Raw genomic sequence first — 26,607 nt, forward strand, 5'->3', positions numbered from 1 at the left:
AATGAATTAAAAGGTTCATCGGTGCAGGTTTTTCAGAAATTCGAGGCTTTTTCTCGCTGATTCTATGTTCCCCACCTCAAGGGACCACGTTGCCGTTGGAAGTTTGGGGACGACCTGAGCCCAGGGAACGGTTCCCTCTCCTAACGGGAGATGCTCGTCCTTATCGCCGCGGTTGTCGTGGAGGTGAAGGTGCACGATTCTGCTCCCAAGAAGCTGGATGAAGCGGTCAAAGTTCCTTGTCGTGGTGTTTAGATGGCCGACATCGAGGGTAATTCCAATATCAATGTCCGCCACCAGCTCTGCGAGTCTTTCGCAGCTCTGGGCGTCCAGAATGGGAAAGCGTGGCATGTTTTCGAGGCCGACCTTTATGCCAAACTCTCCACTCCATGCGGCAATCTTTCTGAGCGATTTCCTATGTATCTCAAGGTATTTCTCCCTGTGCTTTACGCTGAGTGGAGAGCAGTGGCCGGGGTGGATGGTGACCACTAGGGCGTTCATCTCAGCGGCGACCTCTATTGTCTCGCGCAGAACCTCCAGTGCGGCTCTCCGTATCTTTTCGTTGAACGCGCCGATGTTGATGTCGCTGAAGGGAGCGTGGACGGTTATCTTCATCCCGTAGCTCTCAACGATCTCTGCGAAGTCCCTGTAGCTCGCTCTCGTCAAATAGTGCGGCCACTCGCTCAGGAGTTCTATGAAGTCAAAGCCAAGCTTTTGTGCTTTTCCGGCCCATTCCTCGAAGTCCTTTATGCTCTTTCCCGAAAATGCCGTCATGGATAGGCCGAGCAACTCAACCACCCACCATAAGCTTCGCTATTACCACGACATATATCGTGCCGAATATGTCGCTGTTGTTCGAAATGAGCGGTATCGCCACGTTGTCTGGATCGATGTTCTTCTGGAAGAGGAAGTAGGAGATTGTGTACGAGTAGAGCATTATTAAAAGTGCCATAAATGGATAGCTGAGGGTCAGCTCGTAAACTATTCTTGGCTCGGCTCCCGCGATGAAATAGGCTATCCCAGCACCAAAGACGTTTATCAGAGTCCCAACGATTGGCGTTGTGAGGAAAAGTGCGAGTATCTCCATGAAGGGCTCCTTGGAGAGGTAGCCGTCAATCTCACCGAGGTGGAGTGCGGTTGAGGTTTTCGCCGCTATTATTGAGCCGTAGTTTCCAAAGGAGCTGAGGATTGAAGGATAGGCGAAGCCGAGGATTACAGAAGCCCCTATCAGCCCGCTGAACCTTTGGAGTGTGAAGCCCGAGATGAGCGAGAGCAGGGCTAAAGCTGTTATTATCGTGAAGAGCTCCTTGAATTCTACTATCTCGGCCTTTCTCACACGGGAGATTGCCAGCAGGACGAGGAAGAGCAAAATTAGGGCGAGGTTGCTTCCCCAGAAGGTCTCCTTCGAGGTCTCGAGGAGGAGTATGAAAGCTATCAATGCTGGAATGGTGAGCAGGTCACCCATCGAGGCAACGAGCGGGGCGGCCATGCTGTCGGGGTCAACCTCCTTCCTGAAGGCGAATATGGTGACGAAAGCCGTAAAGTAGCCGAGGATAAGAGAGACGAGTATGGTCGAGCTCACAACGATGAGGAGAATCTGGAGGGCGTGGTACCTTATCCCCTGAATGACACCTATTGCCCAGAGAATAGTTACAGGGATTAGAGAGAGGAGCATCGCTATGACAATGTTCTTGAGAACCTTCTTTTCCCTGAGCGAGGGCTCAAGGTCACCGAGGTAGAGCATCGTGGAGAAGCGCGAGGCCATCGAGCCAAAAACGTTGCCGCGGAGACCCATCATGCCCGGCAGAATGACGAGCAGACCGGGATAATCGCGGCTAATCTTCTCCAAGTACTTACCGAGGAAGGTGCCTCCAAAGAAGCCAATTATCAGAGAGACGACTAACGAGGGCAGTGAGACCCTGTAAGCCTGCCTCACCTTTTCCCCGAGCTCCTGAGCCATCACTGGTATCACTCTCCACGCCCTTCACCCCCTAAACGTTGACCTCTGGTGGTATTAAACTTTTCGCGGGCGAAAACTAAATAAGATCCCCCTCAATTCCCCTATCGGTGAGAGCCGGGTGGAAGAGTGGGACGAAATCGATGTTCCCAAGAATGTTAAGGACATCTTCGTTGAGATGAAGAACACCGCTGAGCTGATGGTTGACCTCGCCTACTCCTCCGTTCTCTTCGGGGAGGAAGAGATTGCAGAGGAGGTTCTCGAGCTTGAGGAGTACCTTGACCTGCTCAACTACCACCTGATGGTGCATGCCGTTCTTGCCGCCAGAAGCCCGAGGGAGGCGGAGCAGATAACGTCAATACTTCACATGGCACATGCTATCGATGACATGTCCAACGCAGCAGCGGACTTGGCGAAGATGGTTCTTGAGGGAGTTGAGCTTCACCCAGTTATCACCGAGGCCATCCTCGGCAGCGAGGAGATAATAGGCAAAATCTACGTCTCGGCGGATTCTCTCCTTGTCGGCAAGACGCTGGAAGAGCTCGACCTCGCGACGAACACCGGCGTGTGGATAATCGCCGTCAGACGCGGAAAGCGCTGGATATTCGACCCCGACGGAGACTTCAAGATATTCCCAGGCGACATACTCATAGGAAGGGGCACTAACACCTCAATTGAGTACCTCAAAGAGATAGCAAGGGGCAACATAAAGGTGATGGGCAATGAATGAACTCGAAGAGATTAGGAACTGCCTTATAGAGATGAAAGACCTCTCGTCGCTCATGGTTGACCTCGCCTTCTCATCGGTCATGTACAAGAGCGAGGATATAGCGGAGGAGGTTTACCTCCTCGAGGAGCGCATGGATGAGCTTACCCTGAAAGTCAAGAAGCTGGCCCTGATGCTGGCCAAGAATGAGGATGACCCGTTAAAGCTCCTCAGCGTCATAGACATGGCTGAGATAAACGAGCAGATTTCGGATGCTGCTTACAAGATCTCCGACCTTATCCTTAGAGACGTCGAGCCCCACCCGATAATCAAGAAGATAATGGAGGACACTGAGGAGGAGCTGGGGAGAGTTACCGTAAGGAAAGGCTCCATTCTACACGGCAAGACCCTGAAACAGCTTAAGCTCCCGAGCAAGATTGGAACGAGGATTCTTGCCATAAAGCGTGGAACTCGCTACATCTACAATCCCGGCAGAGATGACATTATAAAGGAGGGTGACGTGTTAATAGCCGTTGGCTCGGACTTGGACAAGCTCAGGAAGCTCGCCGGGGAAGAAGTGGAAGAGGAGGAGTAACTTCTTACTTTCGAAAACTTTTTATTCTTCAGAGTGGTTCTGCTTTCGATGATTTCCATGAAGTTCAAGACTCTAGCCATTATCGTCGTGGTTTTCCTCTTGGCGGCTTACTCGGTTATCTGGCTCCACGAGAAGACGCTGGTGTCCTCTGGAGATGTCCATGTTGTCTGGCTAAGGGGAGAGGACATAATATCAAACGGCTCAAACCTCTCAAGTCTCGCCGATGACTGGAGGGGCCTGGGCTTTGTCGAGAGGGAGTGGAACGGCTCCTTTAACCTACGAATCAGGTATGTCCCTAGAGCACTGTGGGCCACCTCCGGCCAGTGCTGGATTAGGGGCCCCTTCAGGATGCGGCTGCTGCTTCCAAACTACACGGTTTCAATAGAGCACATCTCCGTCAGAGCCACGCTCATTGGTGACGGCTGGGCCGACGAAATCTGGCCCGATTTTTCTGACCCTGATCCAGTCATCGCCCCTCAGGAGTTTGAGGGAGGGCCCGGTTGCTACGCAGGAGGGGACTTCAGCGAGTGCGCCGAGTTCAGGGCCGTTAAAACCCTCTGGGGCGAGAGGGTCCGGCTCTATCTTACCCCAAGCTTCATCCTGCTCCAGAACGGCTCCACCTGCGAGGGAAGCGTCCTCTTTGAGGTTCGCGTTGAGTACCTTGTGAGAACGGGCTTTTTTACGTCCAGAAGGGACAAGGTGGTTCTCAGACTTCCCGTGAAGTTCGAGATTTACGACCTTCCCAGGCCGACCTCAAAAATAGTGGTGAGAGTTGGAAACGAAACTACCGTATATCCTCAGCCCTGACGAGCCCCTTTGCGTAGGGACAGAGCTCCCGCAGGGGACATTTTTCACACTTCGGCCTTATTGGGCTACATATAGTCTTTCCGTGGTCAACCATGGCGTGGTTCACGTATATCCACTTCTCCCTTGGGATGAGCTCTCTTAGGTACTTCTCGACTCTCTCTGGCTGAACCCTCGGAGGAGCCAGGCCCAGGCGCTTGCTTATCCTGTTTACATGGGTATCAACCGGTATCGCCTGTCTCCCGAAGCCGTAAGCCAAGACAATGTTGGCGCACTTTCTGCCTATTCCCGGCAGTTTCATGAGTTCGTGAATATCGTCCGGAACCTTTCCGCCGTACTTATCCAGGATTATCCTCGAGGCTTTCACTATCCATTCGCCCTTTGTTTTCCAGAGGCCGACGCCGTTCTCCTTCAGAAAGGCCTGCATTTCCTCTACCGGCGTTCTCGCGATGGTTTCGATGTCTCCGTACTTCTCAAACAGTTTTTCCCAGACCTTGTAGGTGACCTCGTCACGCATGCGCTGGGAGATTATGCAGTGGATTAACGTCCTGTAGGGGTCGCCGATGAGAAGCTTCTCCCTCGGATGGGTCTTCATCAGGATTTCGACTATTTTTTCCGCCCTCTTTTTCTTCTCCTCCCAGCTCTCCTGGAAAGTGAAGCCATCAAGGCTTAACGAGCCTGAGTTTGTTTTTGCCATGCACTATCACCACCGTCTCTTTGGAAACGCTAACTTTGTTGAGTTCCTCGAACTCATCGCTATAAATCTTTTGCCCATTATGGTTCAGGATTAGAACCTTATTGGAAAACACCACGACGAAGCCCTTCTCGAATGGAATGATGTCTTTCACAGGTTCATCGAACTCGAAGTTGATGATCTTAACTTCTCCCGTCGAGAACTCCACCCTCGTGCTCCTCGCGACCTTCATCGGTGAGGGCTCCGCTAGCAGAACTTTGAAGCGGAGAGGCTTTCCGAGCAGGTCTATCTCGACTTCCTCGCCGGTTCTTACCTCTTTCCCGGCTAGCTTTTCCCGTACTATCTCCTCGAATCCGGCCGGAAGTTCTGCCTCGAAAAGGGGCTTCAGGACAAGCCTCATATTCCCACCCTTGGATGCTTTTACCTCACGACTGACCTCCTCCTCGCCCTGAGGGGCTAAGGTTTGGCTCAACCCCTTGCTAAGGCGGGGGAGGTTTGAGGGGCTTCATTAAAGCCTAACAAGGGTGGACTTTTTAGCCCCTCGGGGAGGGCCTTCCCCCCATTACCCCTCCCTTGGGCGCGGAGGCCACCCAAGTTTGGGGTTATCGTTTTCACAACTTTTTTCAAAATGTTAAACGCTCCAACTAAGTCCGCGTTAAAGACAAGCCCCGTCGTGGGACACTCAAACAAACCCCTAACAAAACGAGCCCCTTCGTGAGGCTTCCCACAGACGGGGCAAGTTTGAGAAGTGAAAGCCTCATCAACTACCTCAACCTTAATACCATACTCTTCTGCCACCTCTTTAAGGCGTTTTATCATGGTATTGAACCGCCAAACGTGAGAGAGGAGGAAATTCCGCTTTCTCCCCTTTTCAGAGTTTCTGCTGATGCCCTTGGGATAGCCAACGACAATTTTAGAAACTCCTAATCGGTAGAGTTTCTCCACCGTTTGCCTTACCGCCGTGTTAATGAAGTATCTCGCTTGGAGTTTTGCCTTTTGATGCATTCTCCTAAATTTTCTGCTCGTTTTCTGTCCAGAATTGTTGATTTTCGACTGATAATCGGCAATTTTCCTCTGCCAGTAGAAGGCGATGGACTTTAACGGCCGACCATTTACCAAAAAGCTCTCACCGTTCTCAACGTAAACCGCCATCAAGTTGTTTACTCCTAAATCTATCCCTGCTGAGAGGTTTCCTTTCGGAGTTCTTGGAACATCAATCCAGCCGTCCTTCGAGAGTTTTTGGTTAACAGTGAAGCTAATATGGGCATACCACTTCCGCTTCACGGGGTCGTAAGTTATTTCTAACCGGCCTTGCTTTCCCTTCAAGTGAATTCTGCCCTTGAATTGAATTTCCACGCGTTTGAACTCTCCGAGGCCTTTGAGGATTAATTTATTCCCCTCAATCCGGTATTGGTCGTTTCTGAGGACGATGAGAGGCTTTCTCTTTCCACCCTCCTTGAGGTAGTTTGGTGGTCTTGGCTTGAGCCACGTTGGGAGTTCTTTGCTCTTCCTCTTTTTGGCGAGAGAGAAAAAGCTCCTCCAAGCTTCCGCGTTTTTCCTCGCTATTTGCTGGACTGTTGCTGAGCCAATTTCCCGCTTGTATTTCTCATAAACGGTTTTCTCCGTGCTGTTAAAGTCCACGGGCTTTTTCTGGAAGAAGAGTTGCCTGCGATGGTAGTTTACTTCGTTCCAGGCTTTTGTTCCTAAGTCGGCTAACTGAAAGAGGATTTGCTCTTGAGCTTTTGAAGGTTGGAGTTTGACTGTCACTGAACGCTTCATCACAAAGTATGGTATGGTTTTGAGGCTTTAAAAGAGTAACGCTTTCCTGCTTAAAGGCCGGTTTTAGAATCTCTGCATCCCCTCAAAAGGCGAGGCTCGAAAAAGAAAAATGTAATAAGGATTCCGAACCAAAATCTTTTTAAACGATATATCGTTCGATATGTTGGGTGATGCATGTGGAAAGACCCAATTTCAGGGGCTACATGAAGATACTGATCCTTGACCTGCTGAAGGAGCCGAAACACGGTTATGGAATAATGACAGAACTGGAGGAGCGATACGGCATAAAACTCAGCGCAGGGACCGTTTACCCTATACTCTCCTCACTAAAGAGGAACGGCCTCATAGAGGTGGCAGAGACGGGAATGAGGGACAAAAAGAGCTACGTGATAACCGAGAAGGGTCTGGCATATCTGGGGGAGCACGAAGAAGAGCTCGCGGAGATAAAGACCCGGATGCGGGCGTACAGGGCTTTTCTTGAGCTTGGAGGAGATGAACTAAGAACCGCCTTCAGGGAGCTCTTTCGGAATATTGAAGACCTCAGCGAAGAGCAGAGGGCCAAGCTGAGGGAGCTCTTCCAGGACTGCGCCAAGAGGATAAGACTTGTACTCCTGGGTGAGATTGATGAGTGAGAGCGTTCGGGACTGGAGAGAGTACTACCGGGAGATGGAGAGCAGTGCCCCTCTCGTGATATACTACCCCCTTTGCGGTGGGGGCGAAGAGTGCATAACGGCCTGTCCCTATGGAGAGAAGATATGGGAAGTCAAACCCATGAAGGTTTCGCTCTTTGGTGTGAAAGAGAAGGTCCGCCTCAGGCCTGTTATGGCGAATCCGGAACTATGTAGAAACTGTCAGCTGTGCGTTGAGGCCTGCCCAACGGGCGCACTGAGGCCGGGGGATACTCCGGTCAGACATCCAGTTTTAACGCTCGTGTACAACACGCTGCGGCTACCGTTTAAGGGGAAGTACAACCTGAAGTTTGTCTTTAGGAAGGAGCATGTTGAGCGGTTTAGAAAGAACAACGGGTTGGAGGTGTGATTTATGTACGCAATTGAGGTTGAGAACCTCGTGAAAAAATACGGCGACTTCGAGGCCGTCAAGGGTATTTCGTTCAAGGTGAAGAGGGGGGAAATATTCGCCTTCCTTGGGCCAAACGGTGCCGGAAAGACGACGACGGTTCACGTGTTGACAACACTGCTCAAGCCAACGTCAGGAAAAGCTATTGTGGCCGGCCACGACGTCGTTAAGGAGCCGATGGAGGTCAGGAAGAAAATAGGCATAGTCTTCCAGGACCCGAGCTTTGACAGAGAACTGACCGCCTATGAAAACATGCTCATCCACGGCAGGATTTACGGTCTGGGTGGAAACGAGCTCAAGAAGAAGATAGAGATGCTCCTAAAGTTTGTCGAACTCTGGGAGTTTAAAGACAGGCCGGTTAAGTTCTTCTCGGGTGGAATGCAGAGGAGGCTTGAAATAGCGCGCTCGCTCCTCCACGAGCCCGAGGTGCTGTTCCTCGATGAACCAACCATCGGCTTAGACCCTCAGACGAGGGCCCACATCTGGGAGTACATCAAGGCTATGAAAGAGGAGCACAACATGACGATATTCCTCACAACTCACTACATGGACGAGGCGGAGCAGCTGGCAGATAGAATAGCCATTATGGATCACGGCAAGATAATCGCCGAAGGCACGGCAGAGGAACTGAAGAAACTCGTAGGCAACGACATCATTTACCTCAAGCTGGAGAGTCCAAAAGAGAACCTCAAGTGCATAAAGGCAGACTTCATCAAGGGCTGCAAGCTTTTGCCAGACGGAAGGGTCAGGCTTGATGTTGAGAATGCGGCCGAGGCACTGCCGAGGCTCTTCGAACTTGCCAGAGAGAGCGGCGTTAAGATTCTGGAAGTTACCTACCATAGACCAACGCTGAACGACGTCTTCCTGCACTTGACCGGAAGGGAGATACGCGATGAGGGCGGCGAAAGCAACGCGATGAAAATGGTCATGCGCGCGAGGATGAGGAGGTGAGAACATGAGGGTCTTTACCACTATGATATACCGTGAGATGAAGCGGTTCATCCGCTCGAAAGCAAGGGTTATAGGCTCCCTCTTAAATCCGCTTATCTGGCTGATATTCTTCGGCAAGGGTTGGGCTGGCGCTTTCAACTTCCCTGGCGCAAGCATGATATTCGGCGGCGTTGACTACATGACTTTCATGGTACCTGGAATAGTTGCAATGACGGTCTTCAACATGAGCTTTATGCAGGGGATAACACTCATCTGGGATAAGCAGTTCGGCTTCCTCAAGGAGATACTCGTGGCTCCAGCGAGCAGGACTGAAGCAATACTCGGCAGGATCACCGGCGGCGCGATAATGGCCATGATACAGGGCGTCATAATACTCGCACTCAGCTTCACCTTAGCGGACCTCAACGTCTCGGGAGTGCTTCCAGCCCTTGGCCTCAGTTTCCTCGTCGGAATAGCGATAGCGGCAATGGGAGTTGCAATAGCGCTCAAGATGACCAGCATGGAAGGCTTCCAGATGATAGTGACCATGATAATGCTCCCGATGACCTTCCTAAGCGGAGCGTTCTATCCGATAAGCACCATGCCTGAATGGATGCAGTGGCTCTCGAAGGTCAACCCGCTGACCTACGCGGTGGACGGCTCGAGGTATTATCTGGCCGGAGTCAAGCCGACCTTTTCGCTGGCGACGGACTGGCTCGTGCTCGCTGGTCTGGCCGCGCTCTTCGCAGCAATAGCGGCGCTCGAGTTCAGGAAGGCGACGATAGACTGAAGTGGTGGGGGATGAAGAAGCAGTAGCTTACTATGCTCTGCGTGGCCCTCGCGGGCCTTATTTTTATTCCCCTCATCTTCTTCAACAGCCCATCTGTGTCCTGATCGGGGCTTTTTGACCGGCTCCCTCCTCTGACTGGCTGGATGAAGCTGGATAGGGAAGCGAACGGGACGTTCCTGAAACTTCACGTCGCTGTGACGCTCATGGCTTACTCCATCTTCGTGGCATGGCTCGTCACAGGCACGGTAACCCTTGGCTTCGCATTCTTTGAGGTCTGGTGGATGGCAGTAGTCTTTGGTGTTCTGAGGAACTACTGAGCTTTTCTTTCTATTTTGTCCTTAAACCTCTCGTAGCTTATCCTGAACGCCTCCAGAACCGGAAGCTTCTCGCCGGCGAAGAAGCTCAGCATAGCCCCTCCGCCCGTCGACACGTGGCTTATGCCGGTTATATTGTACTGGTAGATGCTGGCTATTGAGTGCCCACCGCCGACAACCGAGAAAGCCGGGCTCTTTCCAATCGCCCTGAAGACCCCGACCGTTCCGACGGCGAACTCCTCCTGCTCAAAGACGCCCATCGGCCCGTTGGCGACTATCACCTTTGCCTTCATGAGAACCTCACGGTACTTTTCCACGGTTCTCGAGCCAATATCGAGTATAGGATACTCGTCGAAGAGCCACTTCTCGTCGCTGAGGAGATCAACCTCAACCCGCTCGCCCTTGTAATCGACCGCAAAATCTACTGGAGTCCTCACGTAGGGATAGAACTCGTCGAGTATCTTCTCTGCCCAATCGACCAGCTCCAGAAGGCCCTTCTTAGTCATGAACTCGAGGTTGGCATCGCCGAGGTGGAAGCCCTTGGCGAGCGTAAAGACGTGGCCGACCAATCCACCCGTGAGGATTAGGTCTGCCCTTCCATTTCTGAGGACGTTCTCGGCCACGCGGAGGGAGTCGTCAACTTTGGCCCCACCGAGGACGTAAATCCTCGGCTTTTCGTCTGTCTCATATGCCCTGCTGAGGGCTTCAACTTCCTTCGCCATAAGAAAGCCCATTATCATCGGCTTCAACCGGGCGAATCCTACAAGGGATGGCTGACTTCTGTGAGCGGCTGCGAAAGCATCGTTAACGACGTAATCTAAGAGCGGAGCAAGCTTTCTCACGAAGTGAGTTCTCTCACACTCCTCCAGGGACTTGTATTTGACATCCTCGGCAGCGAAGCGCAGGTTTTCGAGGATTATCGCCTCGCCCGGCTTTAGCGCCTTTATTCTCTCTCTCGCATACTTTCCAAAGATATCCTCGACGTACTCAACCTCCTGGCCGAGGAGATTGCTCAGGATTTCGGCGTGCTGCTCCGTGGTGATATAGTCACCTTTGTATGGCTTGCTCTGGTGGGTTCCGATGACGAGCTTCGCGCCTTCGTCCAGGAGGTGCCGGATCGTCGGCAGAACAGCCCGAAAGCGAGCGTCGCTGATTATCATCCCATCTTTGACCGGTGAGTTGAGGTCGGCCCTCAGAAAGATGGTTTTGCCGTGATAGGTGAAGTCTGTGAGCCTGAACATTTCATCACCGCAGAGATGTTAAAGTTATCCTGTTAAAAACCTTATTTTGAACACCTACAGTGATAACGAATTCCGGGGGAAAGAAATTTATAAAATGACCCCCAAATGATTTTAGTGACAGATTTTCGCTTATGGGTGAGAATGATGGCGTGGACCCTTGATCTAATAAGGCTCACACCGGAAGAAACTCTTATCGAGAACGTCATTGAGCTACTGAAGAGAATGGGCTTCAGGAACTACGAGAAGGTCGCAAGCAGGAAAGACTGGGGAATCGACATCGTGGCCATACGTGATGACCCCATCTCTGGAACCGAGAAGCTCGTCATAGCAGTCCATCGTAAGGGATTGGCCGCTTCCCGTGACGTTAACGTTTTTGCAGATCTGGCTGACAAGTACAAGGCCGACAAGGGAATCTTAATCTCGACGACCGGCTTCACGAAGGATGCCAAGGTTCTCATATCCCGGGAGTACCGGGGAAGGATAATCCCCTGGGATGGGGAGAAACTTGTTTCCCTTTTCCACAACTACTCCATAGAACCTCCGGCCGAGCTCGTTGAGATGGCCGCGGCCCAAAAGAGGGGGCAGAAAAAAGAGAGCCCTCTCAAGGAGTTTGAGCTCGACGCTCCGCTGCTCTATGACTTCTCCGCAGAGGGACTCATGAAGAGGGTAGCTTCCTTCGCCTCTTCCATGTATCCGATAAAGGCCGGTGAGATTGAGCTCCGGTCCCTCTCGGTTACCCTCTCGAGTGCATACATATTCTCCTGGTCCGTTGAGGAGGGAGGGGATAAGGATAAGGCCGTTGTCTTCTCGCCGGAGAACATTGTCCTGAGGGCAACCTCACACAAGAAGCTCCGCGTTCCAGTAACCAAAGCACTTCTCGACGACCGCTCCATAATACGGGCTACCGAGAGAGAAATAGAGGTTCCCATAAGCCCCAGCGAGGCGGTGCTCGTACTCAAATCAAGGGCCTCGCGGGAGCTGGACGTCCCGGAAGGGAAGATAGTAATCCACGAGAGGAAGAAGGTCTACATACCCAAAATGGCAGAACTCGAACTTAAAGTCGGTGAAAACACCGCGAAGGCCGTGGTAAACCTCGAGAACAATGAGATCGAGTTTCACATAACTCCGCTCTCCGATGAATACTTCCTTGAGAAGGCGAGGGGAATAATCAGTGAACAGACCGGAGAAAAGACCGTCGAGCTTGACCTGAAGAGGGACAAAGGAAAGGTAAAGATCACCGGATGGACCGAGAGGTTTTCATTCGAAGTCTCGTTCAACGGCTACACAGGCAAGCCGCTTGGTGTGGAGGTTTTGATGAACGACGAGGCTCTCGATGAACTTCTGAGAAGGGCATACCCTGACGGGGAGGTTCTGAACCTGGAGAAGGGTAAGAAGGTTGCCGTGGCTAACATCCTCCTTGGAGACGGCATAGCCGTCGTTGAGGTTGACCTTACGAGAGGGAGCTACACTGAAGTAAGAAGGCTGCCTTCACCGGAGGAAGCCTACAAGAATGCCAGGGAGGTCATAGAGAACAACTTCCCCCTAGGGAACCTCGAACTTAAATCCTACTGGGTGCTGGAACACAAGTACCTTGAGCTGATCCTTGAAAGTGGCGATGGGAAGGCCGTCGTGAAAGTTGACGGTGCGACGGGTGATGTTCTCGACTACATCGTCGAGATAACGCCGGAGCGGGCAAAGGAGATAGTGGCGGAGAAGTACCCGGAGTTCGGGATAACAGCCGTTGAAGAGGCAGAAGCTGAATACACCATAACCGCTGAGAACGACAGACATGAGGTGAAGATACGGGTCAGTAAGGACGGAAAACTCATCGAAGAGATAGACAGGGTGCTCAAAAGGGAGCTCGCCGAAAATATAGCGGGGGAAAAGGTCAGGGAGGTAGATCCCGAGGCTGCCATTAAGGGTATCAAACTCCGTGAGCACTGGGAGGTTGAGTTCACTGGTGGGACGAAGGTAGGAAAGCTCGTGCTCCATAGGGCTACTGGGGAGGTCCTCAGCCAGGACGTCCGCTTCACGGAGATGGCAATAGAGGCAATGTATCACAACCACGTCAGAAAAGTTTACGGTGAAAAAGAGCCAAAGACCGAGAGGGTGACCCACTACAAGGACAGGGGCTACATCAACATCAAGCTCTCAGGAAAAGACCGGTTCTACTACGCGAGAATCGACACCAGAACGGGGAGAATAATCAGTGAGGACACGGCGCCAATAAAGGGAATAACAGCAAAGCTAAAGCAGATTCAGCTGGAGAGCAGGTACAAGTGATCAGGCCATCAACATGTTCTCTATCATCCTGATGGCTTCCACTATTTTCCTTTCTGGCTTCTCCTCGTTCTTGGGTATCTCCAGGTTTATAACGAGCCTATCTTCCTTAGTGTCCTCCAAGTCGTATATCTCGAGCTCCTCGACCTCAACGTCCTCGAATATGCTCTCTATCTCCGGGCTTATTATCTTCTTGTCGTTCCCGTAGACTTCAACGCGAACCATGTCGTCAGTGGTTGAAGCAACGACGACTATCTCGTAGGAACCGACCTTCTTTATGAATCTGATGACACTGCCGTAGCCTTCTACCTCCTCTTTGAAGCCGAGCTGACGCATGGTGCTCCTTATGGCTTCAGTCTTGCTCTTTATCCTGTTAAGAATTCTCTCCCGGAGCTTGTAGCTCTCCTCGAGAGCCTTCTTTATCCCCTCGCCGGCTTCATCAACTGTACCTTCCCATATGCCTATGACCTTTATACCTGATGATGTTGGCTTGAGTTCTATCTTAATTGAATCGATATCAAAGTCTCGCAGGTCGTCTATTTTAAGCTCGCCGAGGGTGAGAATTTCAAATTCAATTCTCACGATGTTGCCGAAGGCCTTACCCTTGAACTTCACCTTCACCACCATGGTGGGGTTCAGGGGATGGTTTAAAAACTCTTCCCCTTGGAAAGGCTCACAGAATAACGTCAGGTAATGTAAAGGGAAAAAGAAGGAAACTCACTTCCTCCTCCTGAGGAGGAGTGGAACAAGCGCCAGACCAACAAGTGCGGCCGGGCCGCAGGTGCTTCCGGTGGAACTGGGGGTGGTAGTGGTTGTAGTCGTGCCGGTGCTCGAGTAGGTGTACTCAGTTTCTCCAGTATTGCCATAGAAGTCTGTGGCTATAACCTTGATGGTGAAGCTTTCGGAGTCAACACCCGGAATTTCGGTGAAGTATGTCGCCTTGACCTCGGATGGCTTCATTGAGAACGCTGGATACTCTGCGACTACTTTTCCATCGACAATAATCTGCACCTTCATGTCCTTAATTCCGACGTTGTCGTTGGCACTGATGTAGACCTTGAATGCCTGTCCTGGCTTGGGCTTGCTTGGTGAGAGGTAGCCTATGCTCACCTCGGGAGCTTTGGTGTCGGCTTCCTTGACGACCGTTATCTGGCTGACTCCCTCCGGGACGGTAACGTTGAGGAGCATGTAGTAGGCTCCGCCTATTTCTCTCTCGCCGAGAACGGTGTAGGTTATGTTGGTGGCCTGCGGGTCGACCTTGGCACCGGCGGGAATCTCAAGGACTATCGGTCCGCTGACGCTCTGGCCGAGCTCGTTGATGAACTTGACGGCGGTTCCCTCTTCACCATTCTGCCTGAAGACGATGAACTTCTGCGGAATTGGGAGGGAGATGATCTTGTCCTCGGCGAATAGGTCGTCCACAAGCGGGAACTCAACCTTTCCGTCTGAGTAGACGTAGATTACCTGTGAACATACCATGAAGGCTTGGTGTATCCTCTGTTTATGTCAGTCTGGCTCGGCGGGTTGCTGGTCTTGTCTGGGGCACCGGTGGTGGTAAGGGCATAGAACCAGTGCTCGTTGCCGTCCTTATCGATGTAGAGGACGGGCTTGTCCTTGTGTATGTGTCCGCTGAGGATGAGCCTGACGTTGTACTTCTCAACGAGCTGGAGGAAGTACCTTGCTATGTCCTCGTACTCGCCGTTCCTTCCAACCCAGTCCCAGCTGGCGAGCTTCTTTATCTGCTGCCAGTCGTTGTCGTCGAAGGCAGTGAGGTTCTCAACGACTCCTCCTTCGTATCTGCTTATGTACCAGAACGGGTGGTGGACGAGGACTATCGGTATCTTGTCCGGGTGCTCCTTGAGGACCTGCTCCATCCACTGAAGCTGCTCCATTTCGGGGTGCCTCTCCTCGCCACGGCTGTCGAGGCCGATGATTATGAAGTCTCCGATGACCTCGTAGAAGTACCGTGGACCGACGTACTGGAGGTAGTAGGTCGGCGGGTGGTCGTGGTTGCCCTTTACGCTTATGAAGGGCGTTCCAGCAGCTGTGGCGTAGGTTATGGCCTGGTCGAGCATCTCATAACCGGCCCTGTCTCCGTTGGTGTCGACATCGTCACCTGTAGCGAGGATAATGTTCACAATGTTCTCTCCATTCGAGCCCACCATTGCGTAGTACGTCATGAAGCTGTCGGTAGCGGTGTAGCTGTGCATCGGTATTGGGTTCTGGCAGTACTTGAGTATCTCGGTGATGCTCTTCTGGAAGTAGTCGCCGCAGACGAAACCCATCTTTGAACCGCTCGTGACGTGGAAGTCACTTCCCTGGGCTATTCTGAGAACTGTTGGGGCCTCCTTCATGACCCATACGCCGTTGGGTATGGTCACCTCACCTTTGTCGCTCTTGACAACGAGGAAGTAGACATCTGGAGCAGCATCCTCAGGTATTCTGGCCTTAACTACTCCGCTCTCTGTGCCCAGTATCTGCAGGTCGTAAGGCCCGTGTAGAATTGAGATTATCTGGAGGCTCTGGATTGTAACTCCTTCGACGGGGTAGATTTCAATGGTGTCCCCTGGAAAGCCAATAGCTGGGACTCCGGGGAGAGGCTTTACAAGAACGTCTCCAGGGGCCAGGCCGGTGGGTGTTGCTGCCCAAACGTTTGTCGTTGGAATTGCTGCTAAGGTGAAAAGAGCCATCAACAGGGCTATTATTCTTTTGCCCAGCATGGTATCACCAAAACATTCATAGGAAAACTAAATTATAAGTTTTCCCTTTCTAATACAGCGTTTTGGGGCTCAGGGGTTCCATCTGAGCGACGAGACTGCCCATCCCATCATCTTCTCGGCAATTTCGGAATTTCCGCCGAAGCGTTTGTACATATGGTAGTTTAACCATATCCTCTCGTAGAGTTTCCTTGCGGCTTCAACCTTCAGGCTCCTCGTGGCAACGAAGAGCCTCGTTAGGTCAACAGCCATTTCAAGGAGGAGGTAATCGGCACGGCTTATGGGTCTGGGAGGAAGAGAACCTTCTATAACACCATCTGGTCTGAGGAAGCATCTGAGAACGGTGGTCTTTCCGAGCTCATCCTCATGAATTTCCTCCACGAGCGTAACCTCCCCATAAACCCCTGGAAGACCTTTAATCCAGCGATACGGCTTTCTATCCATAAACTCAACTTCCACAGGAATGTTCAGTCCGAGCTTAACCAAGAGCTCGACGTCGTTCGTTACCTGAATCGAGGCATATGGATGGGTTTTCAGCTCCTCAGCACTTCTCCCACCAAAGAGCTTGAAGTTGAGGATTCCCCCTTTTCTGACCACGCCTACAGGAGTGGCATTGGAGTGCGTAACCAGGAGAACCTCGTAAACCTGTCCCTCGTTGAAGAGTTCGAGCATCCGTGCCACCAAAGGGGAAATGGAGAAAAAGGGAATTTAAAGCTGCTGCTTTGGAAGAACGATTATGTCGTCCCTGTCAACGTAGAAGGTGACCTCTTGGAGCGGCCTGAGGTGGGCAACTTCCTTGTCGCTGATTGTTCTGGAGATAATCCTCGTCTCCCCGAAGAGGCCGACGACCTCGACGAAGAAGCCGTAGTACTCGATGAGGTCCACTGTTCCGGTGAATGAGACCGCGTTCTCGATGGGCTTGAGCTTTATCCTCTCGGGTCTTATGACGATAACGACCTTGTCGCTCTTCTCGGTGTAGTAGAGGCCATCGAGCCTTATGCCCTCGAACTCGACGGTGACCCTGTCTCCGTTCCTCTCGACGACTTTAGCCGGGATGACGTTGGTCTTGCCCATAAAGCTGGCAACGAACTCTGTCCTAGGGCTCTCGTATATCTCCTTGGGAGTTCCGACCTGCTCGACAGTTCCGACGTTCATGACGGCAATCCTGTCGCTTATTGCCATTGCCTCCTCCTGGTCGTGGGTGACGTAGATGACGGTTATTCCCAGCTCGCGCTGTATGCGCCTTATCTCCGAGCGCATCTCGAGACGGAGCTTGGCGTCGAGGTTGCTGAGTGGCTCGTCGAGGAGGAGGACCTTCGGCTCGACTACCAAGGCCCTAGCGATTGCGACACGCTGCTGCTGGCCGCCCGAAAGCTGGGTCGGGTAGCGGTCCTCGTAGCCCTTCAGCTTGACGAGTTCCAGTGCCCACTCAACCCTCTTCCGTATCTCCTCCTTGGGGAGCTTCTTGAGCTTCAGTCCGTAGGCAACGTTGTCGAAGACGGTCATGTGTGGCCAGAGGGCGTAGTTCTGGAAGACCAGCACGGCCCCCCTCTTGCTGGACGGGAGGTATGTGACCTCCTCATCGCCGAAATATATCGTTCCGCTGTCCGGAAAGTCCAGACCGGCTATTATTCTCAGCGTTGTGGACTTTCCACAGCCGCTCGGTCCAAGCAGGGTAAAGAGCTCCCCTGCCTTGATGTGGAGGTTTATTCCCTTGAGAGCCACGGTTTCTCCGAAGGTTTTAACAATGTTCTCTAGCTTAACATCAACCATCTCAACCACCTCAGGTTAGACCGATGAATGAGTACTTCTGCTTGGTTATCAGGTTGGCCAGTACTATGGCTATTATCTGAACAGTCATGAGGAAGACACCCAGGGCAGCCGCGAGGTTGGCGCTTCCAACGGCGCTCGTCATCAGCTCGACCATTCTGGCCGTTATCGGATAGTAGTCCGGGTTGATGGAACCGAGGGTAATACCGACGCTGGTCTCGCTCATACAGTAGACGAAGCTGAGCATCGCTCCTCCGAGGAGGTTCAGGAGTATCAGTGGGATCAGTATCCCTGTGAGGGCCTTCCACCTGCTGGCGCCAAGGTTGAGGGCAGCCTCCTCAAGGGACACATGCACCTGCTGGATTCCTGCGGAGATAGAGCGTGCCGCGAAGGGCAGACGCCTAATGGAGTAGGCCAGTATAAGCACCATCGCCGGGTTGAAGCCGAGCAGGTTGGTGGGGTCGAGCGGCGTATCCGGGAACACTTTGGCGAAGAAGAAGAAATAGCTCATAGCTATGACGATACCTGGAACTGCTATCGGAATCGTGGCGAGGCTGTCGAGAACCGGTCCCAGCTTGCTCTTCTTGAACCTGCTGGAGGCGTAGGAAGCAGTCAGCGAGAGTAGGATTATGACGACTATGGCCGCGGTGGAGTACATGACGCTGTTCATGATGACCCTTTCGATGTCAGGCTGGGTGATTATACTCTGAATGTGCTGGAGGGTGAACCCCTCTGGCCAAGTCCCCGCCCAGCGCTCGCTGAAGGCAAGAAGGATCACACCGGCCTGGGGGAATATTGATATCAGGAGGGCGGGCATGACGACGAGGTATATGAGGGCCGCCTGCCAGGGCTTGGGCTTTGCAACACGGGGCTTCCACCTTCCACCCTTACTGAGCATGGCGTACTGCCTCATGCTCACGTACTTCCTTATTCCAAGGAACATGAGGATGGCTATGGTGAGCATTATGAGCGCAAGGGCAGCCAGCTGGGGACTTCCGACGTTGAATCCGCTGGTGAAGGCGCTGTAAATCTGGAAAGACATGAGCTTCCTGGCGAGTGGATTGCCCTGGAAGACTATCGGTGCGGCCAGGTCCTCGAGGCTGAATATACCGACAAGGGTCGCTCCCGCCGCTATTCCGGGCAGGGCCAGGGGGAAGGTAACCGTCCTGAAGAGGTGGAACCCACCGCTTCCGAGGTTCTCAGCCTGCTCTTCGAGGGTCGGGTCGATGTTGATGAAGCTTGCGTAGGCGTTGAGGTAGACTATCGGATAGTAGGTCATCGTCTGTGCAACTATAACGCCGACTAGGCCGTCTATGACGATTCTGTGCGGGAAGATGTGTAGCATGTCGTAGAACAGCCAGTTGATAAGGCCGTTGGGGAGGAACATCTTCTTGACTATGAAGACGTTGACGAAGGGTGTGACGAGCAGCGGGACGAAGAGCAGGATTCTAACAATGTTCTTGCCAGGAAAGTCGTAGCGCGCCATCACGAAGGCGAATATTGTTCCAAGAATTGTCGTGAGGATCATGACGCTTAGTGAGACTATTATTGAGTTCAGGATCACTCCAAAGTCAATGCCCTGGACGTAATATATCTGCTCGCCGTTGGGCATAGTTATGAGCTCCACGAAGGTTCCCTCTGGGCGGAAGCTGATGTAGTAATTTGACGTCAGTATGCTCGTGAACCAGTGGAAGGAGAACTGGCCGTTGTACTCGAAGGCTACTGCGAGCATTGCCAGCACTGGAATTATGAGAAACGCTATCAGATATAAGAGCGGAAACAAGAACGACGCGGTAACAACTGGGTCAAATATCGGCGTTCCAAAGAGCCTCTCGCTCCATTTGCTAACCTTCATTGGTTATCGACCTCCTGTTCTGTTTCTACCCATCCCAGTTATCGCTTCTGATTTGGTCTTCGTGGGTTCTATTTAAATATTTCCAAAAACTTGTTGACCCGAATCCATAGAAAACTGACAAGAGAAAAGAAGAAAATTCTCAGAAAAATGTCAAAGTCAGCCGGTAATCTTCTGGAGATCCTGGAGCACCTTGTTGTACTTGTCCATGGCGGCCTGGCGCCACTCCTGTACGAGCTGGTCCTGGAAGTTTCTGTCTTTGACTATCCTGTCGTTTATGCTTTTAGCGTACTCCTCGGTGAAGGTAACTATCTTGCCTGTCTCTGGGTCTTTGAACTGTATCGGTGCAGTGAGTTCATCCTTGAGCTGCTTGAACTGCTCCTCGGTTATCTTTCCGTTCTTGTAGGCGGTGACTATGGCAACCCACGCATTGTGGAGTTGCTGGTTCGGGTCAACAAGGGTGGCCTTGAAGTAGTACTGGAGAGCGCTTATGGTTTCAAGGGCCCTCTTGTCGTCGAAGGGTATTCCCTCAGCATGAATGGCATCCTCATAGGCCTTCTTGAGGGCAGGTCTAGCCTCACCGTAGGTCTTGCCAGCGTTCTGGCCCTTGAATATGATCTTGGCGTAAACGTCGGTTACCTTCATATCAAAGATCTGCGGGTTGATTGGAAGCCTGTTGATGTCTGGACTCATCCAGATGGCCTGACCTTCGGTGAGGACCCAGTAGATGAAGGCCTGAGCCGCCTCGGGGTGCTGGGCGTTCTTGAGGAGTGCTATTGGGTCGCCGTTGATGATGCTCTCTCCCTTCGGGACGATGTAGACACAGTCGGGGTTCTGCTGCATGGCGGTGTAACCGTAGAAGTCGATGGTGTTTCCGGCTGCTATCTCGCCGTTAATGACTGCGTCCCTAACGGCGTCACTGGCCATGTAGACCTTGGAGTTGGCCGCTATGAGGGTCATGATGCGCCAGCCCTCGTCCCAGCCGAAGGCCTGGAGGATGATCTGGTATATCCTCGTGTTGGAGGTGCTCCTCGTCGGGTCGGCTATGCCGTACTGCGGCGGGTTGAGAGCCCAGTCCTCACTGGCGACATCCTCCCACTTCTCGGGCATTTTGAGGTTCCACTTCTCGAGCTGCTTCTTGTTGACAGTGAAACCAAAGGACGAGAGGGCCGCGGCTATCCAGTAGACGTTGCCGTTGTCGTCCTTTCTGATCATAGGCATTCCTGCCAGTTCAGTTGGTATTGGGTTTCCAAGGAGGTTAAGGATCTTCTCGTCAGTTATCGGAGCGAGATAGTTGGCCTTATAGAGGTCATCGAAGAGCGTTGGTCCTCCGCCCCATCCGACATCTGCGCCTTTCTGGATGTAGCTTGGCCAGAGGCTCTCGGGCACCTTGATGAACTTGAGGTCAGTGATGTGGTACTCCTTGGCTATATCGCTCTGGAGGAACGCCTGCTTCACCATGTATTGGATCGTCGCATCGTGCCTCGTGATGATAACAAGGGTTATACCCTCGCCGGTGGTTCCTGTTTCCCCACCATTGCTGCTGATGCATCCGCTGGCTACGATACTAAGGGCAAGAAGCAGGATAAGGCCTATTGACGCCAGCTTCTTCATGGTTTATCACCTGGTTATGCCAATCAGTTGGAGTTGGGAAAACTCAATAAAAAATTAATGGTTCAAACGACAAAGGAAAGGGAAGAAAAATTCACTTCCTCCTCCTGTAGAGGGCAAGCGGTATGAGGGCAAGGCCGACCAGAGCAGCAGGACCGCAGGTGCTGCTGGTTCCCTCACTCTCCGTTGCAGTCTCCTGGCCAAGGTTTTGCTGGACAGTTATGGCCCAGTGGATGAAGTTGGTGACAAACTGCGGGCCGTCAAGCTTGACGTCGTGGTACTCTGGGGCCCACATCGGCTCATAGCCGCCGTAGGGGGTCTCACCGCTGACTATGAGGACGTTCTTCTTGTCCGGGAAGAGCTGAACCGCCATGAGTGGGAACTTGCCGGTGTCACCGGCGGTGTAGGCATTGGCTGCTGGGTCGGTGTTCTCAACGATCTGACCATCATCGCTGCTGGTGACTATAACGTAGATATTCTCGATTCCACCGCCGACTGGAAGCGGCTTCCAGTTGCCGCTGTCGTCAACGTAGGCAACGACGCCCGGGCCGTGGAAGAGGACCTTTCCGCCGTTGGCGAGGTCCTTGGTTATCATGTCCTTCTCAGGGGTGTCCGGATCAGGGTTAACAAGACCAATGACACGGTAGCCAGCTCCAGCGTTGCTGGTAGCGTCTTCAACTGAAGCCTGGTCAACTCTGAGGTTGGCACCGATGGCATCGAGAACCGTATCGGCGAAGTCAATCCTGTTCGGACCGTCACCGTAGTCAGAGTCCGCAGCCACCCAGAGAATCCTGTTGCCGTCGTTCCACCACTGGACGAGGGCCTGTATCTCGTCCGGGCTGAAGGCCTGGCTCGGCTGTCCGAGGATGAGGAAGTCGACATCCTTGATGGCGTCATAGGTTATCTTGTCACCGACGTTCTGAATTCCAAGGGTGTCGGCCATAGCCGGGTCACCAATGTAGACCCAGTTAACGTCGCTGATAGTCTTGATCATTCCCTCTGCGAGGACGTTGCCGTCCTTGTCGGTCAAAACAGCGAGACCCTTGTCGCTTTCACCGTGGGAGAGGTCGACGCCAATGGTTGTAGCACTGGCCATGGCAAATCCAAAAACACCAAAGAAAACAAACACCGCAAGTATTATTGCAGCCTTCCTCATGGTATTACCGTCGTTTATACAGCGTCGAGAGTTATAAATCTTATGAATCGGAACTTTAACAGGGCTGAAAAACTTCCGTAAAGTCCTTAAAGGCTTTGGTCATTCTGGCTTTAGGTGGTGAGCATGGACATAGAGAGGAAAATAGAGCTGATAAGTAAAAAGCCCACAGAGGAACTTTTGACTGAGGAGAACCTCAGGCACCTCCTCGAGGTAGGTGTCCCGATGCAGCACTACATCGGCTTTGAAATAAGCGGTTACATTCACCTTGGAACCGGACTCATGGCCGGAGCGAAGATAGCCGACCTCCAGAAGGCGGGAATAAAGACGAGGATTTTCCTTGCTGACTGGCACAGCTGGATCAACGACAAGCTCGGCGGCGATTTGGAGGTCATCCAGAAAGTTGCTCTGACGTACTTCAAGGAGGGTATGAAGCAGAGCATAAAGGTCATGGGCGGCGACCCGGATAAGGTCGAATTCGTGCTGGCGAGTGAAATCCTCGAGAAGGGCGACTACTGGCAGACAGTCATAGACATCTCCAAGAACGTTACCCTAGCGAGAATGATGCGCTCCATAACCATTATGGGTCGCCAGATGGGAGAGGCCATAGACTTTGCCAAGCTCATCTACCCTGCTATGCAGGTGGCTGACATCTTCTACCAGGGCGTCACCATAGCACACGCCGGAATGGATCAGAGGAAGGCTCATGTCATAGCTATCGAAGTCGCTCAGAAGCTCAAGTACCACCCGCTCCTTCACAACGGCGAGAAGCTCAAGCCCGTCGCTTTACACCACCACCTCCTGCTCGGCCTTCAGGAGCCGCCGGTGTGGCCGATAGAGAGCGAGGAGCAGTACAAGGAGCTCAAGACCCAGATGAAGATGAGCAAGAGCAAGCCTTATTCGGCCGTCTTCATCCACGACACTCCCGAGGAGATCAAGCAGAAGCTCAGGAAGGCCTTCTGCCCGGCCAGGGAGGTTAAGTACAACCCCGTTCTTGACTGGGCTGAGTACATCATCTTCCGCGAGGAGCCGACGGAGTTCACAATCCACAGGCCGGCCAAGTTCGGCGGCGACGTTACCTACATGACCTTTGAGGAGCTCAAGCGGGACTTCGCTGAAGGAAAGCTTCATCCGCTCGACCTCAAGAACGCGGTGGCTGAGTACCTAATTGAGCTGCTCAAGCCGGTCAGAGACTACTTCGAGAAGCATCCAGAGCCTCTCGAACTCATGAGGGAGATAAAGATTACCCGCTGACTCCGTTTTTCTTTTGGTGAGTGACATGCCGGGGATAGACGAGAAGGACAAAGAGATCCTCAGAATTCTGAGGAAGGAGGGCAGGATAACTCTCACTGAACTTGGGAGAAGGGTTAAACTATCCCCTGCGAGCGTGAAGAACCGGGTGGAAAAATTAGAAAAGCTCGGCGCGATTAAGGGGTATTCCGCCATAATTGACCCTGCCTTCCTCGATGAGTTCGTTCAGGTTCTTTTTGAACTCAAACTTTCGATAGATGACCAGAACGTTGATGTGATCCTCAGGAGAATAGCAAAGCTTGAGAACGTCCAAGCCCTATACCGCAGGAGTGGCGAGAAGCAAATACTCATAAGGGCGAGCTTTCACGATACCGATGAGGTTAAGGAGTTTGCCGGAATGCTGAAAAAGCACTTTGGGAAGAACCTTGAACGAGTGGAGGTAACGCTCATCATCGACACCTTCAAGGAGTGCTGGGTGACCGATGAGTAGGTAAGACGCTGAGACGTGATGAGTGGACGACTGGCCGAGGCGGTTGCTATGCTCTTCGTCATCAGACCAGGAAGAAAGAAGAACGAGCTCGAAGCTTTTTTCATCGAGAACGAGCCCGAGAAGCTCTCAGCAATGAAGAACCTCAAGGCGGATAAGATTTACCGCTTCATCATGCGAGACGGCAGGCTCTTCAAGGTTCTGGAGGGAAGCCAGTACAGAAACCCGAAGGAAATCGAGAAGGCTCTTCGCCAGGCCAGAATCGTCTTAGTAAACGCCGACGAGTGGGAGGACTACTTCAAAAGGCGCCTCCAGAACAAGAGGGTTGAGAAGGCCGAACTCTGCCGCCTCTGCCTCCTTGAGGGTAAAATCACCGTTTTGACCGAAGGTAACAGGATAAAATACCACAGCGAGTACATCTGCGAGCGCTGCGCCGAGGACGAGCTGAAGAGGGAGCTCCGTTTCAGGTTCAAGAGCGTGGCCATGTTTGACCAGGCGAAGAAGCTCCTCGAACGCTTTAGGGATCTTGACAAGGTTCTCTACGCCTTTGACCCCCGCTTCGACCCAACGAGGCATCCGGAGGTTACCAAGTGGGATGAGCTCAAGGCCAAGCACGTAAGGGTTGAGAAGCTCAAAGTGGACGAGCTGAATCTCCCCGGGAAGTTTAAATCCGTTCTCAAGTCAGAGGGCGTTAGCGAGCTCCTTCCCGTTCAGAGCTTGGCTATAAAGCACGGGCTCTTAGAGGGAGAGAGCTTACTCGTGGTCTCTGCAACTGCCAGCGGCAAGACGCTCATAGGTGAGTTGGCAGGCGTTCCCAAGGCGATGGAAGGTAGAAAGATGCTCTTCCTCGTCCCTCTTGTCGCCTTGGCCAATCAGAAGTATGAAGATTTTAAGAGGCGCTACTCCAAGCTCGGCCTCCGCGTGGCGATAAGGGTCGGCATGAGCAGGATTAAAACGAAGGACGAGCTTGTAGTTGTAGATACGGGTATCGATGCCGACATAATAGTCGGAACCTACGAGGGAATTGACTACCTCCTGAGGGCGGGGAGAAAGATTGGCAACGTGGGAACCATTGTCATAGATGAGATACACACCCTCGACGACGAAGAGCGCGGGCCGAGGCTTGATGGCCTGATAGCCCGCTTGAGGAAGCTCTATCCCAATGCTCAGTTCATAGGCCTGAGTGCCACCATAGGTAATCCCGAGGAGCTTGCCAAAGAGCTCGGGCTTAAGCTCGTCCTCTACGACGAAAGGTCCGTCGATTTGGAAAGGCACATAATCATTGTCAGAAACGAGAGCGAGAAGTGGAGGCATATAGCGAATCTCTGCCGTGCTGAGGCGAGTAGAAAGTCGCGGCAGGGCTACAAGGGTCAGAGCATAGTCTTCACGTTCTCGCGCAAGAGGACGCATGAGCTTGCCGCTTACCTCACGAGTAAGGGGCTCAAGGCGAAGCCCTACCACTCCGGCTTACCTTACAGACAGAGAAAGCTCACCGAGATGGAGTTTCAGGCTCAGATGCTCGACGTTGTAGTTACCACAGCCGCCCTTGGGGCAGGCGTTGACTTCCCCGCTTCACAGGTCATCTTTGAGAGCCTCGCCATGGGCAACAAGTGGCTGAGCGTTAGGGAGTTCCACCAGATGCTCGGCCGCGCTGGAAGGCCGCTCTACCACGAAAAGGGTAAGGTTTACCTAATCGTAGAGCCTGGGAGGAAGTACTCGGCCCAGATGGAGAGCTCCGAGGATGAGATTGCGTTCAAGCTGCTCACCGCCCCAATTGAGCCCGTCGTCGTTGAGTGGAGCGACGAGCTCGAACAGGACAACGTTCTCGCCCACGCCTGCGTCTTCAATCGTCTCGACGTCATCGAGGACGTGCAAAGTAAATGCCTCGGCGCCAACCAGAGTGCCGAGAAGGTTCTGGAGAAGCTGGAGGAGTACGACTTCGTCCGCCTTAAGGGCTCCCTCGTCGATGTCACCCCCTACGGAAGGGCCGTGAGCATGAGCTTCCTCCTGCCCAAGGAGGCAACCTTCATAAGGGACAACCTCGGAAAGAAGCCTGCCCAGTGGATAGCCGTCAAGCTACTCCCCTTCGAGAACCTGTATTTGAGCGGAACGCTCCAGAGGGAGCTTGAGGGTGCAGTTAGGGGGAGGCTGAGTGCGAACGTCTTCTCACCGAGCTTCGCGTCGATTCTGGAAGAGCTTGATAAGGTCATCCCCGAGCTCAGCCCCAACGCCGCTGAAAGGCTCTTCACGATCTATCAGGAGTTCTTTATGTGTCCTGAGGACGACTGCACCGACTACGCCATGGAGCGCGTTAGCAGCCTGATAATCGAGCTGAGGAGGAACGGTAAGCACCCGACCCAGATAGCAGAGCACTTCAGGAAGGTCTACGGCCTCATCGTTTATCCGGGCGACGTCTTCACGTGGCTTGACGGCATAGTCAGAAAGCTTGAAGCCATCGAGAGGATAGCAAGGGTTTTCAGAGTGAGGAGCACGGAGAACGAGGCAAAGCTTCTCAGGAGGGAGATTGAGGAGGGAAGAATCCTGGGCAGAGGCCATCGAACCGAACCGAAGGATCGGACTCACCGCAGGTAGCTTCACATTC

At 52.7% G+C, this 26,607-nt stretch carries 26 protein-coding genes; 12 read left to right on the forward strand and 14 right to left on the reverse strand.

The window, feature by feature from the left end; genetic code table 11:
- Window positions 1-15: 15 nt before the first annotated feature.
- Both E3E26_RS08760 and E3E26_RS08765 read right to left on the reverse strand, forming a co-directional pair.
- Window positions 16-786 carry a sugar phosphate isomerase/epimerase gene (locus tag E3E26_RS08760; RefSeq protein ID WP_240911700.1) on the reverse strand — a complete coding sequence of 257 codons (771 nt, stop codon included), beginning with the start codon at window positions 784-786 and terminating at the stop codon, window positions 16-18.
- Window position 787: 1 nt separating this feature from the next.
- Entirely contained in the window at window positions 788-1,969 is a 1,182-nt protein-coding gene (locus E3E26_RS08765; protein ID WP_370520107.1) for a magnesium transporter, read from the reverse strand.
- 106 nt (window positions 1,970-2,075) lie between these two features.
- Between E3E26_RS08765 and E3E26_RS08770 the strand changes: the two genes are divergently transcribed.
- Genes E3E26_RS08770 through E3E26_RS08780 form a run of 3 tightly spaced genes read left to right on the forward strand, consistent with a single transcriptional unit; the run spans window position 2,076 to window position 4,062 of the window.
- Window positions 2,076-2,684, forward strand: a complete 609-nt coding sequence (locus tag E3E26_RS08770; RefSeq protein WP_167900943.1) for a potassium channel family protein — start codon at window positions 2,076-2,078, stop codon at window positions 2,682-2,684.
- Window positions 2,677-3,255, forward strand: a complete 579-nt coding sequence (locus E3E26_RS08775) for a potassium channel family protein (protein WP_167900944.1) — start codon at window positions 2,677-2,679, stop codon at window positions 3,253-3,255. Before E3E26_RS08770 ends, E3E26_RS08775 begins: the two co-directional genes overlap by 8 nt.
- Before the next feature lie 48 nt (window positions 3,256-3,303).
- Window positions 3,304-4,062 (forward strand): hypothetical protein, encoded by a 759-nt coding sequence (locus tag E3E26_RS08780; RefSeq protein ID WP_167900945.1) that lies wholly within the window; start codon window positions 3,304-3,306, stop codon window positions 4,060-4,062.
- On the opposite strand, the gene nth is transcribed toward E3E26_RS08780, so the two are convergent.
- From nth to E3E26_RS08795, 3 genes are all read right to left on the reverse strand, one after another.
- Window positions 4,040-4,756 (reverse strand): endonuclease III, encoded by a 717-nt coding sequence (gene nth, locus E3E26_RS08785; protein WP_167900946.1) that lies wholly within the window; start codon window positions 4,754-4,756, stop codon window positions 4,040-4,042. The genes E3E26_RS08780 and nth overlap by 23 nt on opposite strands.
- Window positions 4,722-5,153 (reverse strand): ATPase, encoded by a 432-nt coding sequence (locus E3E26_RS08790; RefSeq protein WP_167900947.1) that lies wholly within the window; start codon window positions 5,151-5,153, stop codon window positions 4,722-4,724. Before E3E26_RS08790 ends, nth begins: the two co-directional genes overlap by 35 nt.
- Before the next feature lie 68 nt (window positions 5,154-5,221).
- A complete protein-coding gene (locus E3E26_RS08795; protein WP_167900948.1) occupies window positions 5,222-6,532 on the reverse strand; it encodes an RNA-guided endonuclease TnpB family protein in 1,311 nt (436 codons plus the stop codon).
- A gap of 176 nt (window positions 6,533-6,708) precedes the next feature.
- Between E3E26_RS08795 and E3E26_RS08800 the strand changes: the two genes are divergently transcribed.
- The 5 genes from E3E26_RS08800 (at window position 6,709) to E3E26_RS11190 (ending at window position 9,646) form a co-directional block, all read left to right on the forward strand.
- Window positions 6,709-7,164, forward strand: a complete 456-nt coding sequence (locus E3E26_RS08800; protein WP_167901042.1) for a PadR family transcriptional regulator — start codon at window positions 6,709-6,711, stop codon at window positions 7,162-7,164.
- On the forward strand, window positions 7,157-7,570 hold the full coding sequence (locus tag E3E26_RS08805) for a ferredoxin family protein (RefSeq protein WP_167900949.1): 414 nt from the start codon (window positions 7,157-7,159) through the stop codon (window positions 7,568-7,570). Before E3E26_RS08800 ends, E3E26_RS08805 begins: the two co-directional genes overlap by 8 nt.
- Before the next feature lie 3 nt (window positions 7,571-7,573).
- Window positions 7,574-8,560 carry an ATP-binding cassette domain-containing protein gene (locus E3E26_RS08810; RefSeq protein WP_167900950.1) on the forward strand — a complete coding sequence of 329 codons (987 nt, stop codon included), beginning with the start codon at window positions 7,574-7,576 and terminating at the stop codon, window positions 8,558-8,560.
- 4 nt (window positions 8,561-8,564) lie between these two features.
- Window positions 8,565-9,329, forward strand: coding sequence for an ABC transporter permease (locus E3E26_RS08815; RefSeq protein WP_167900951.1), 765 nt, complete (start codon window positions 8,565-8,567; stop codon window positions 9,327-9,329).
- A gap of 143 nt (window positions 9,330-9,472) precedes the next feature.
- Entirely contained in the window at window positions 9,473-9,646 is a 174-nt protein-coding gene (locus E3E26_RS11190) for a hypothetical protein (protein ID WP_240911702.1), read from the forward strand.
- Here E3E26_RS11190 and E3E26_RS08825 read toward each other — a convergent pair.
- Entirely contained in the window at window positions 9,640-10,884 is a 1,245-nt protein-coding gene (locus E3E26_RS08825; protein ID WP_167900952.1) for a phosphoglycerate kinase, read from the reverse strand. The two genes, E3E26_RS11190 and E3E26_RS08825, sit on opposite strands and share 7 nt — an antisense overlap.
- A gap of 144 nt (window positions 10,885-11,028) precedes the next feature.
- Here E3E26_RS08825 and E3E26_RS08830 point away from each other — a divergent pair, with 144 nt between their 5' ends.
- On the forward strand, window positions 11,029-13,167 hold the full coding sequence (locus E3E26_RS08830; protein ID WP_167900953.1) for a restriction endonuclease: 2,139 nt from the start codon (window positions 11,029-11,031) through the stop codon (window positions 13,165-13,167).
- On the opposite strand, the gene E3E26_RS08835 is transcribed toward E3E26_RS08830, so the two are convergent.
- The 8 genes from E3E26_RS08835 to E3E26_RS08865 all read right to left on the reverse strand — a co-directional run bounded on the left by E3E26_RS08835 (window position 13,168) and on the right by E3E26_RS08865 (window position 22,270).
- A complete protein-coding gene (locus tag E3E26_RS08835; RefSeq protein ID WP_167900954.1) occupies window positions 13,168-13,791 on the reverse strand; it encodes a hypothetical protein in 624 nt (207 codons plus the stop codon). It abuts the gene before it with no gap.
- Between the two features lie 90 nt (window positions 13,792-13,881).
- Window positions 13,882-14,643 (reverse strand): CGP-CTERM sorting domain-containing protein, encoded by a 762-nt coding sequence (locus E3E26_RS11380; protein WP_370520108.1) that lies wholly within the window; start codon window positions 14,641-14,643, stop codon window positions 13,882-13,884.
- Complete coding sequence (locus tag E3E26_RS11385) at window positions 14,625-15,884, reverse strand: metallophosphoesterase (RefSeq protein ID WP_370520109.1); 1,260 nt, start codon at window positions 15,882-15,884, stop codon at window positions 14,625-14,627. Before E3E26_RS11385 ends, E3E26_RS11380 begins: the two co-directional genes overlap by 19 nt.
- A 69-nt stretch (window positions 15,885-15,953) precedes the next feature.
- Window positions 15,954-16,553: a DUF447 domain-containing protein gene (locus E3E26_RS08845; protein ID WP_167901043.1), complete on the reverse strand. Its 600-nt coding sequence runs from the start codon at window positions 16,551-16,553 to the stop codon at window positions 15,954-15,956.
- A 36-nt stretch (window positions 16,554-16,589) separates the two neighbouring features.
- Window positions 16,590-17,654 (reverse strand): ABC transporter ATP-binding protein, encoded by a 1,065-nt coding sequence (locus tag E3E26_RS08850; RefSeq protein WP_167900955.1) that lies wholly within the window; start codon window positions 17,652-17,654, stop codon window positions 16,590-16,592.
- Between the two features lie 10 nt (window positions 17,655-17,664).
- On the reverse strand, window positions 17,665-19,506 hold the full coding sequence (locus tag E3E26_RS08855) for an iron ABC transporter permease (RefSeq protein WP_167900956.1): 1,842 nt from the start codon (window positions 19,504-19,506) through the stop codon (window positions 17,665-17,667).
- Between the two features lie 156 nt (window positions 19,507-19,662).
- Window positions 19,663-21,117 carry an ABC transporter substrate-binding protein gene (locus E3E26_RS08860; RefSeq protein WP_167900957.1) on the reverse strand — a complete coding sequence of 485 codons (1,455 nt, stop codon included), beginning with the start codon at window positions 21,115-21,117 and terminating at the stop codon, window positions 19,663-19,665.
- A gap of 91 nt (window positions 21,118-21,208) precedes the next feature.
- Window positions 21,209-22,270: a CGP-CTERM sorting domain-containing protein gene (locus E3E26_RS08865; protein WP_167900958.1), complete on the reverse strand. Its 1,062-nt coding sequence runs from the start codon at window positions 22,268-22,270 to the stop codon at window positions 21,209-21,211.
- Between the two features lie 123 nt (window positions 22,271-22,393).
- On the opposite strand from E3E26_RS08865, the gene E3E26_RS08870 reads away from it, so the two are divergent.
- Genes E3E26_RS08870 through E3E26_RS08880 form a run of 3 tightly spaced genes read left to right on the forward strand, consistent with a single transcriptional unit; the run spans window position 22,394 to window position 26,597 of the window.
- The gene (locus E3E26_RS08870) at window positions 22,394-23,521 is read left to right on the forward strand and encodes a tyrosine--tRNA ligase (RefSeq protein ID WP_167901044.1); all 1,128 of its coding nucleotides are present in this window, start codon (window positions 22,394-22,396) and stop codon (window positions 23,519-23,521) included.
- Between the two features lie 25 nt (window positions 23,522-23,546).
- The gene (locus tag E3E26_RS08875; RefSeq protein ID WP_167900959.1) at window positions 23,547-24,008 is read left to right on the forward strand and encodes an Lrp/AsnC family transcriptional regulator; all 462 of its coding nucleotides are present in this window, start codon (window positions 23,547-23,549) and stop codon (window positions 24,006-24,008) included.
- Window positions 24,009-24,056: 48 nt separating this feature from the next.
- Entirely contained in the window at window positions 24,057-26,597 is a 2,541-nt protein-coding gene (locus E3E26_RS08880; protein WP_167901045.1) for a DEAD/DEAH box helicase, read from the forward strand.
- The last annotated feature ends 10 nt before the right edge of the window (window positions 26,598-26,607 follow it).

The sequence above is a fragment of the Thermococcus sp. LS1 genome (genome assembly GCF_012027395.1).
In the GTDB taxonomy this organism is placed as follows: Archaea; Methanobacteriota_B; Thermococci; order Thermococcales; family Thermococcaceae; genus Thermococcus.

Bases quoted from the DNA above. Each gene is read 5' to 3' on its own strand.
- E3E26_RS08775 (WP_167900944.1), top strand. From the start codon at position 2,677: ATGAATGAACTCGAAGAGATTAGGAACTGCCTTATAGAGATGAAAGAC.
- E3E26_RS08780 (WP_167900945.1), top strand. From the start codon at position 3,304: ATGATTTCCATGAAGTTCAAGACTCTAGCCATTATCGTCGTGGTTTTC.
- nth (WP_167900946.1), bottom strand. From the start codon at position 4,756: ATGGCAAAAACAAACTCAGGCTCGTTAAGCCTTGATGGCTTCACTTTC.
- E3E26_RS08790 (WP_167900947.1), bottom strand. From the start codon at position 5,153: ATGAGGCTTGTCCTGAAGCCCCTTTTCGAGGCAGAACTTCCGGCCGGA.
- E3E26_RS08795 (WP_167900948.1), bottom strand. From the start codon at position 6,532: ATGAAGCGTTCAGTGACAGTCAAACTCCAACCTTCAAAAGCTCAAGAG.
- E3E26_RS08805 (WP_167900949.1), top strand. From the start codon at position 7,157: ATGAGTGAGAGCGTTCGGGACTGGAGAGAGTACTACCGGGAGATGGAG.
- E3E26_RS08810 (WP_167900950.1), top strand. From the start codon at position 7,574: ATGTACGCAATTGAGGTTGAGAACCTCGTGAAAAAATACGGCGACTTC.
- E3E26_RS08815 (WP_167900951.1), top strand. From the start codon at position 8,565: ATGAGGGTCTTTACCACTATGATATACCGTGAGATGAAGCGGTTCATC.
- E3E26_RS11190 (WP_240911702.1), top strand. From the start codon at position 9,473: ATGAAGCTGGATAGGGAAGCGAACGGGACGTTCCTGAAACTTCACGTC.
- E3E26_RS08825 (WP_167900952.1), bottom strand. From the start codon at position 10,884: ATGTTCAGGCTCACAGACTTCACCTATCACGGCAAAACCATCTTTCTG.
- E3E26_RS08830 (WP_167900953.1), top strand. From the start codon at position 11,029: ATGGCGTGGACCCTTGATCTAATAAGGCTCACACCGGAAGAAACTCTT.
- E3E26_RS08835 (WP_167900954.1), bottom strand. From the start codon at position 13,791: ATGGTGGTGAAGGTGAAGTTCAAGGGTAAGGCCTTCGGCAACATCGTG.
- E3E26_RS11380 (WP_370520108.1), bottom strand. From the start codon at position 14,643: ATGGTATGTTCACAGGTAATCTACGTCTACTCAGACGGAAAGGTTGAG.
- E3E26_RS11385 (WP_370520109.1), bottom strand. From the start codon at position 15,884: ATGCTGGGCAAAAGAATAATAGCCCTGTTGATGGCTCTTTTCACCTTA.
- E3E26_RS08845 (WP_167901043.1), bottom strand. From the start codon at position 16,553: ATGCTCGAACTCTTCAACGAGGGACAGGTTTACGAGGTTCTCCTGGTT.
- E3E26_RS08850 (WP_167900955.1), bottom strand. From the start codon at position 17,654: ATGGTTGATGTTAAGCTAGAGAACATTGTTAAAACCTTCGGAGAAACC.
- E3E26_RS08855 (WP_167900956.1), bottom strand. From the start codon at position 19,506: ATGAAGGTTAGCAAATGGAGCGAGAGGCTCTTTGGAACGCCGATATTT.
- E3E26_RS08860 (WP_167900957.1), bottom strand. From the start codon at position 21,117: ATGAAGAAGCTGGCGTCAATAGGCCTTATCCTGCTTCTTGCCCTTAGT.
- E3E26_RS08865 (WP_167900958.1), bottom strand. From the start codon at position 22,270: ATGAGGAAGGCTGCAATAATACTTGCGGTGTTTGTTTTCTTTGGTGTT.
- E3E26_RS08870 (WP_167901044.1), top strand. From the start codon at position 22,394: ATGGACATAGAGAGGAAAATAGAGCTGATAAGTAAAAAGCCCACAGAG.
- E3E26_RS08875 (WP_167900959.1), top strand. From the start codon at position 23,547: ATGCCGGGGATAGACGAGAAGGACAAAGAGATCCTCAGAATTCTGAGG.
- E3E26_RS08880 (WP_167901045.1), top strand. From the start codon at position 24,057: ATGCTCTTCGTCATCAGACCAGGAAGAAAGAAGAACGAGCTCGAAGCT.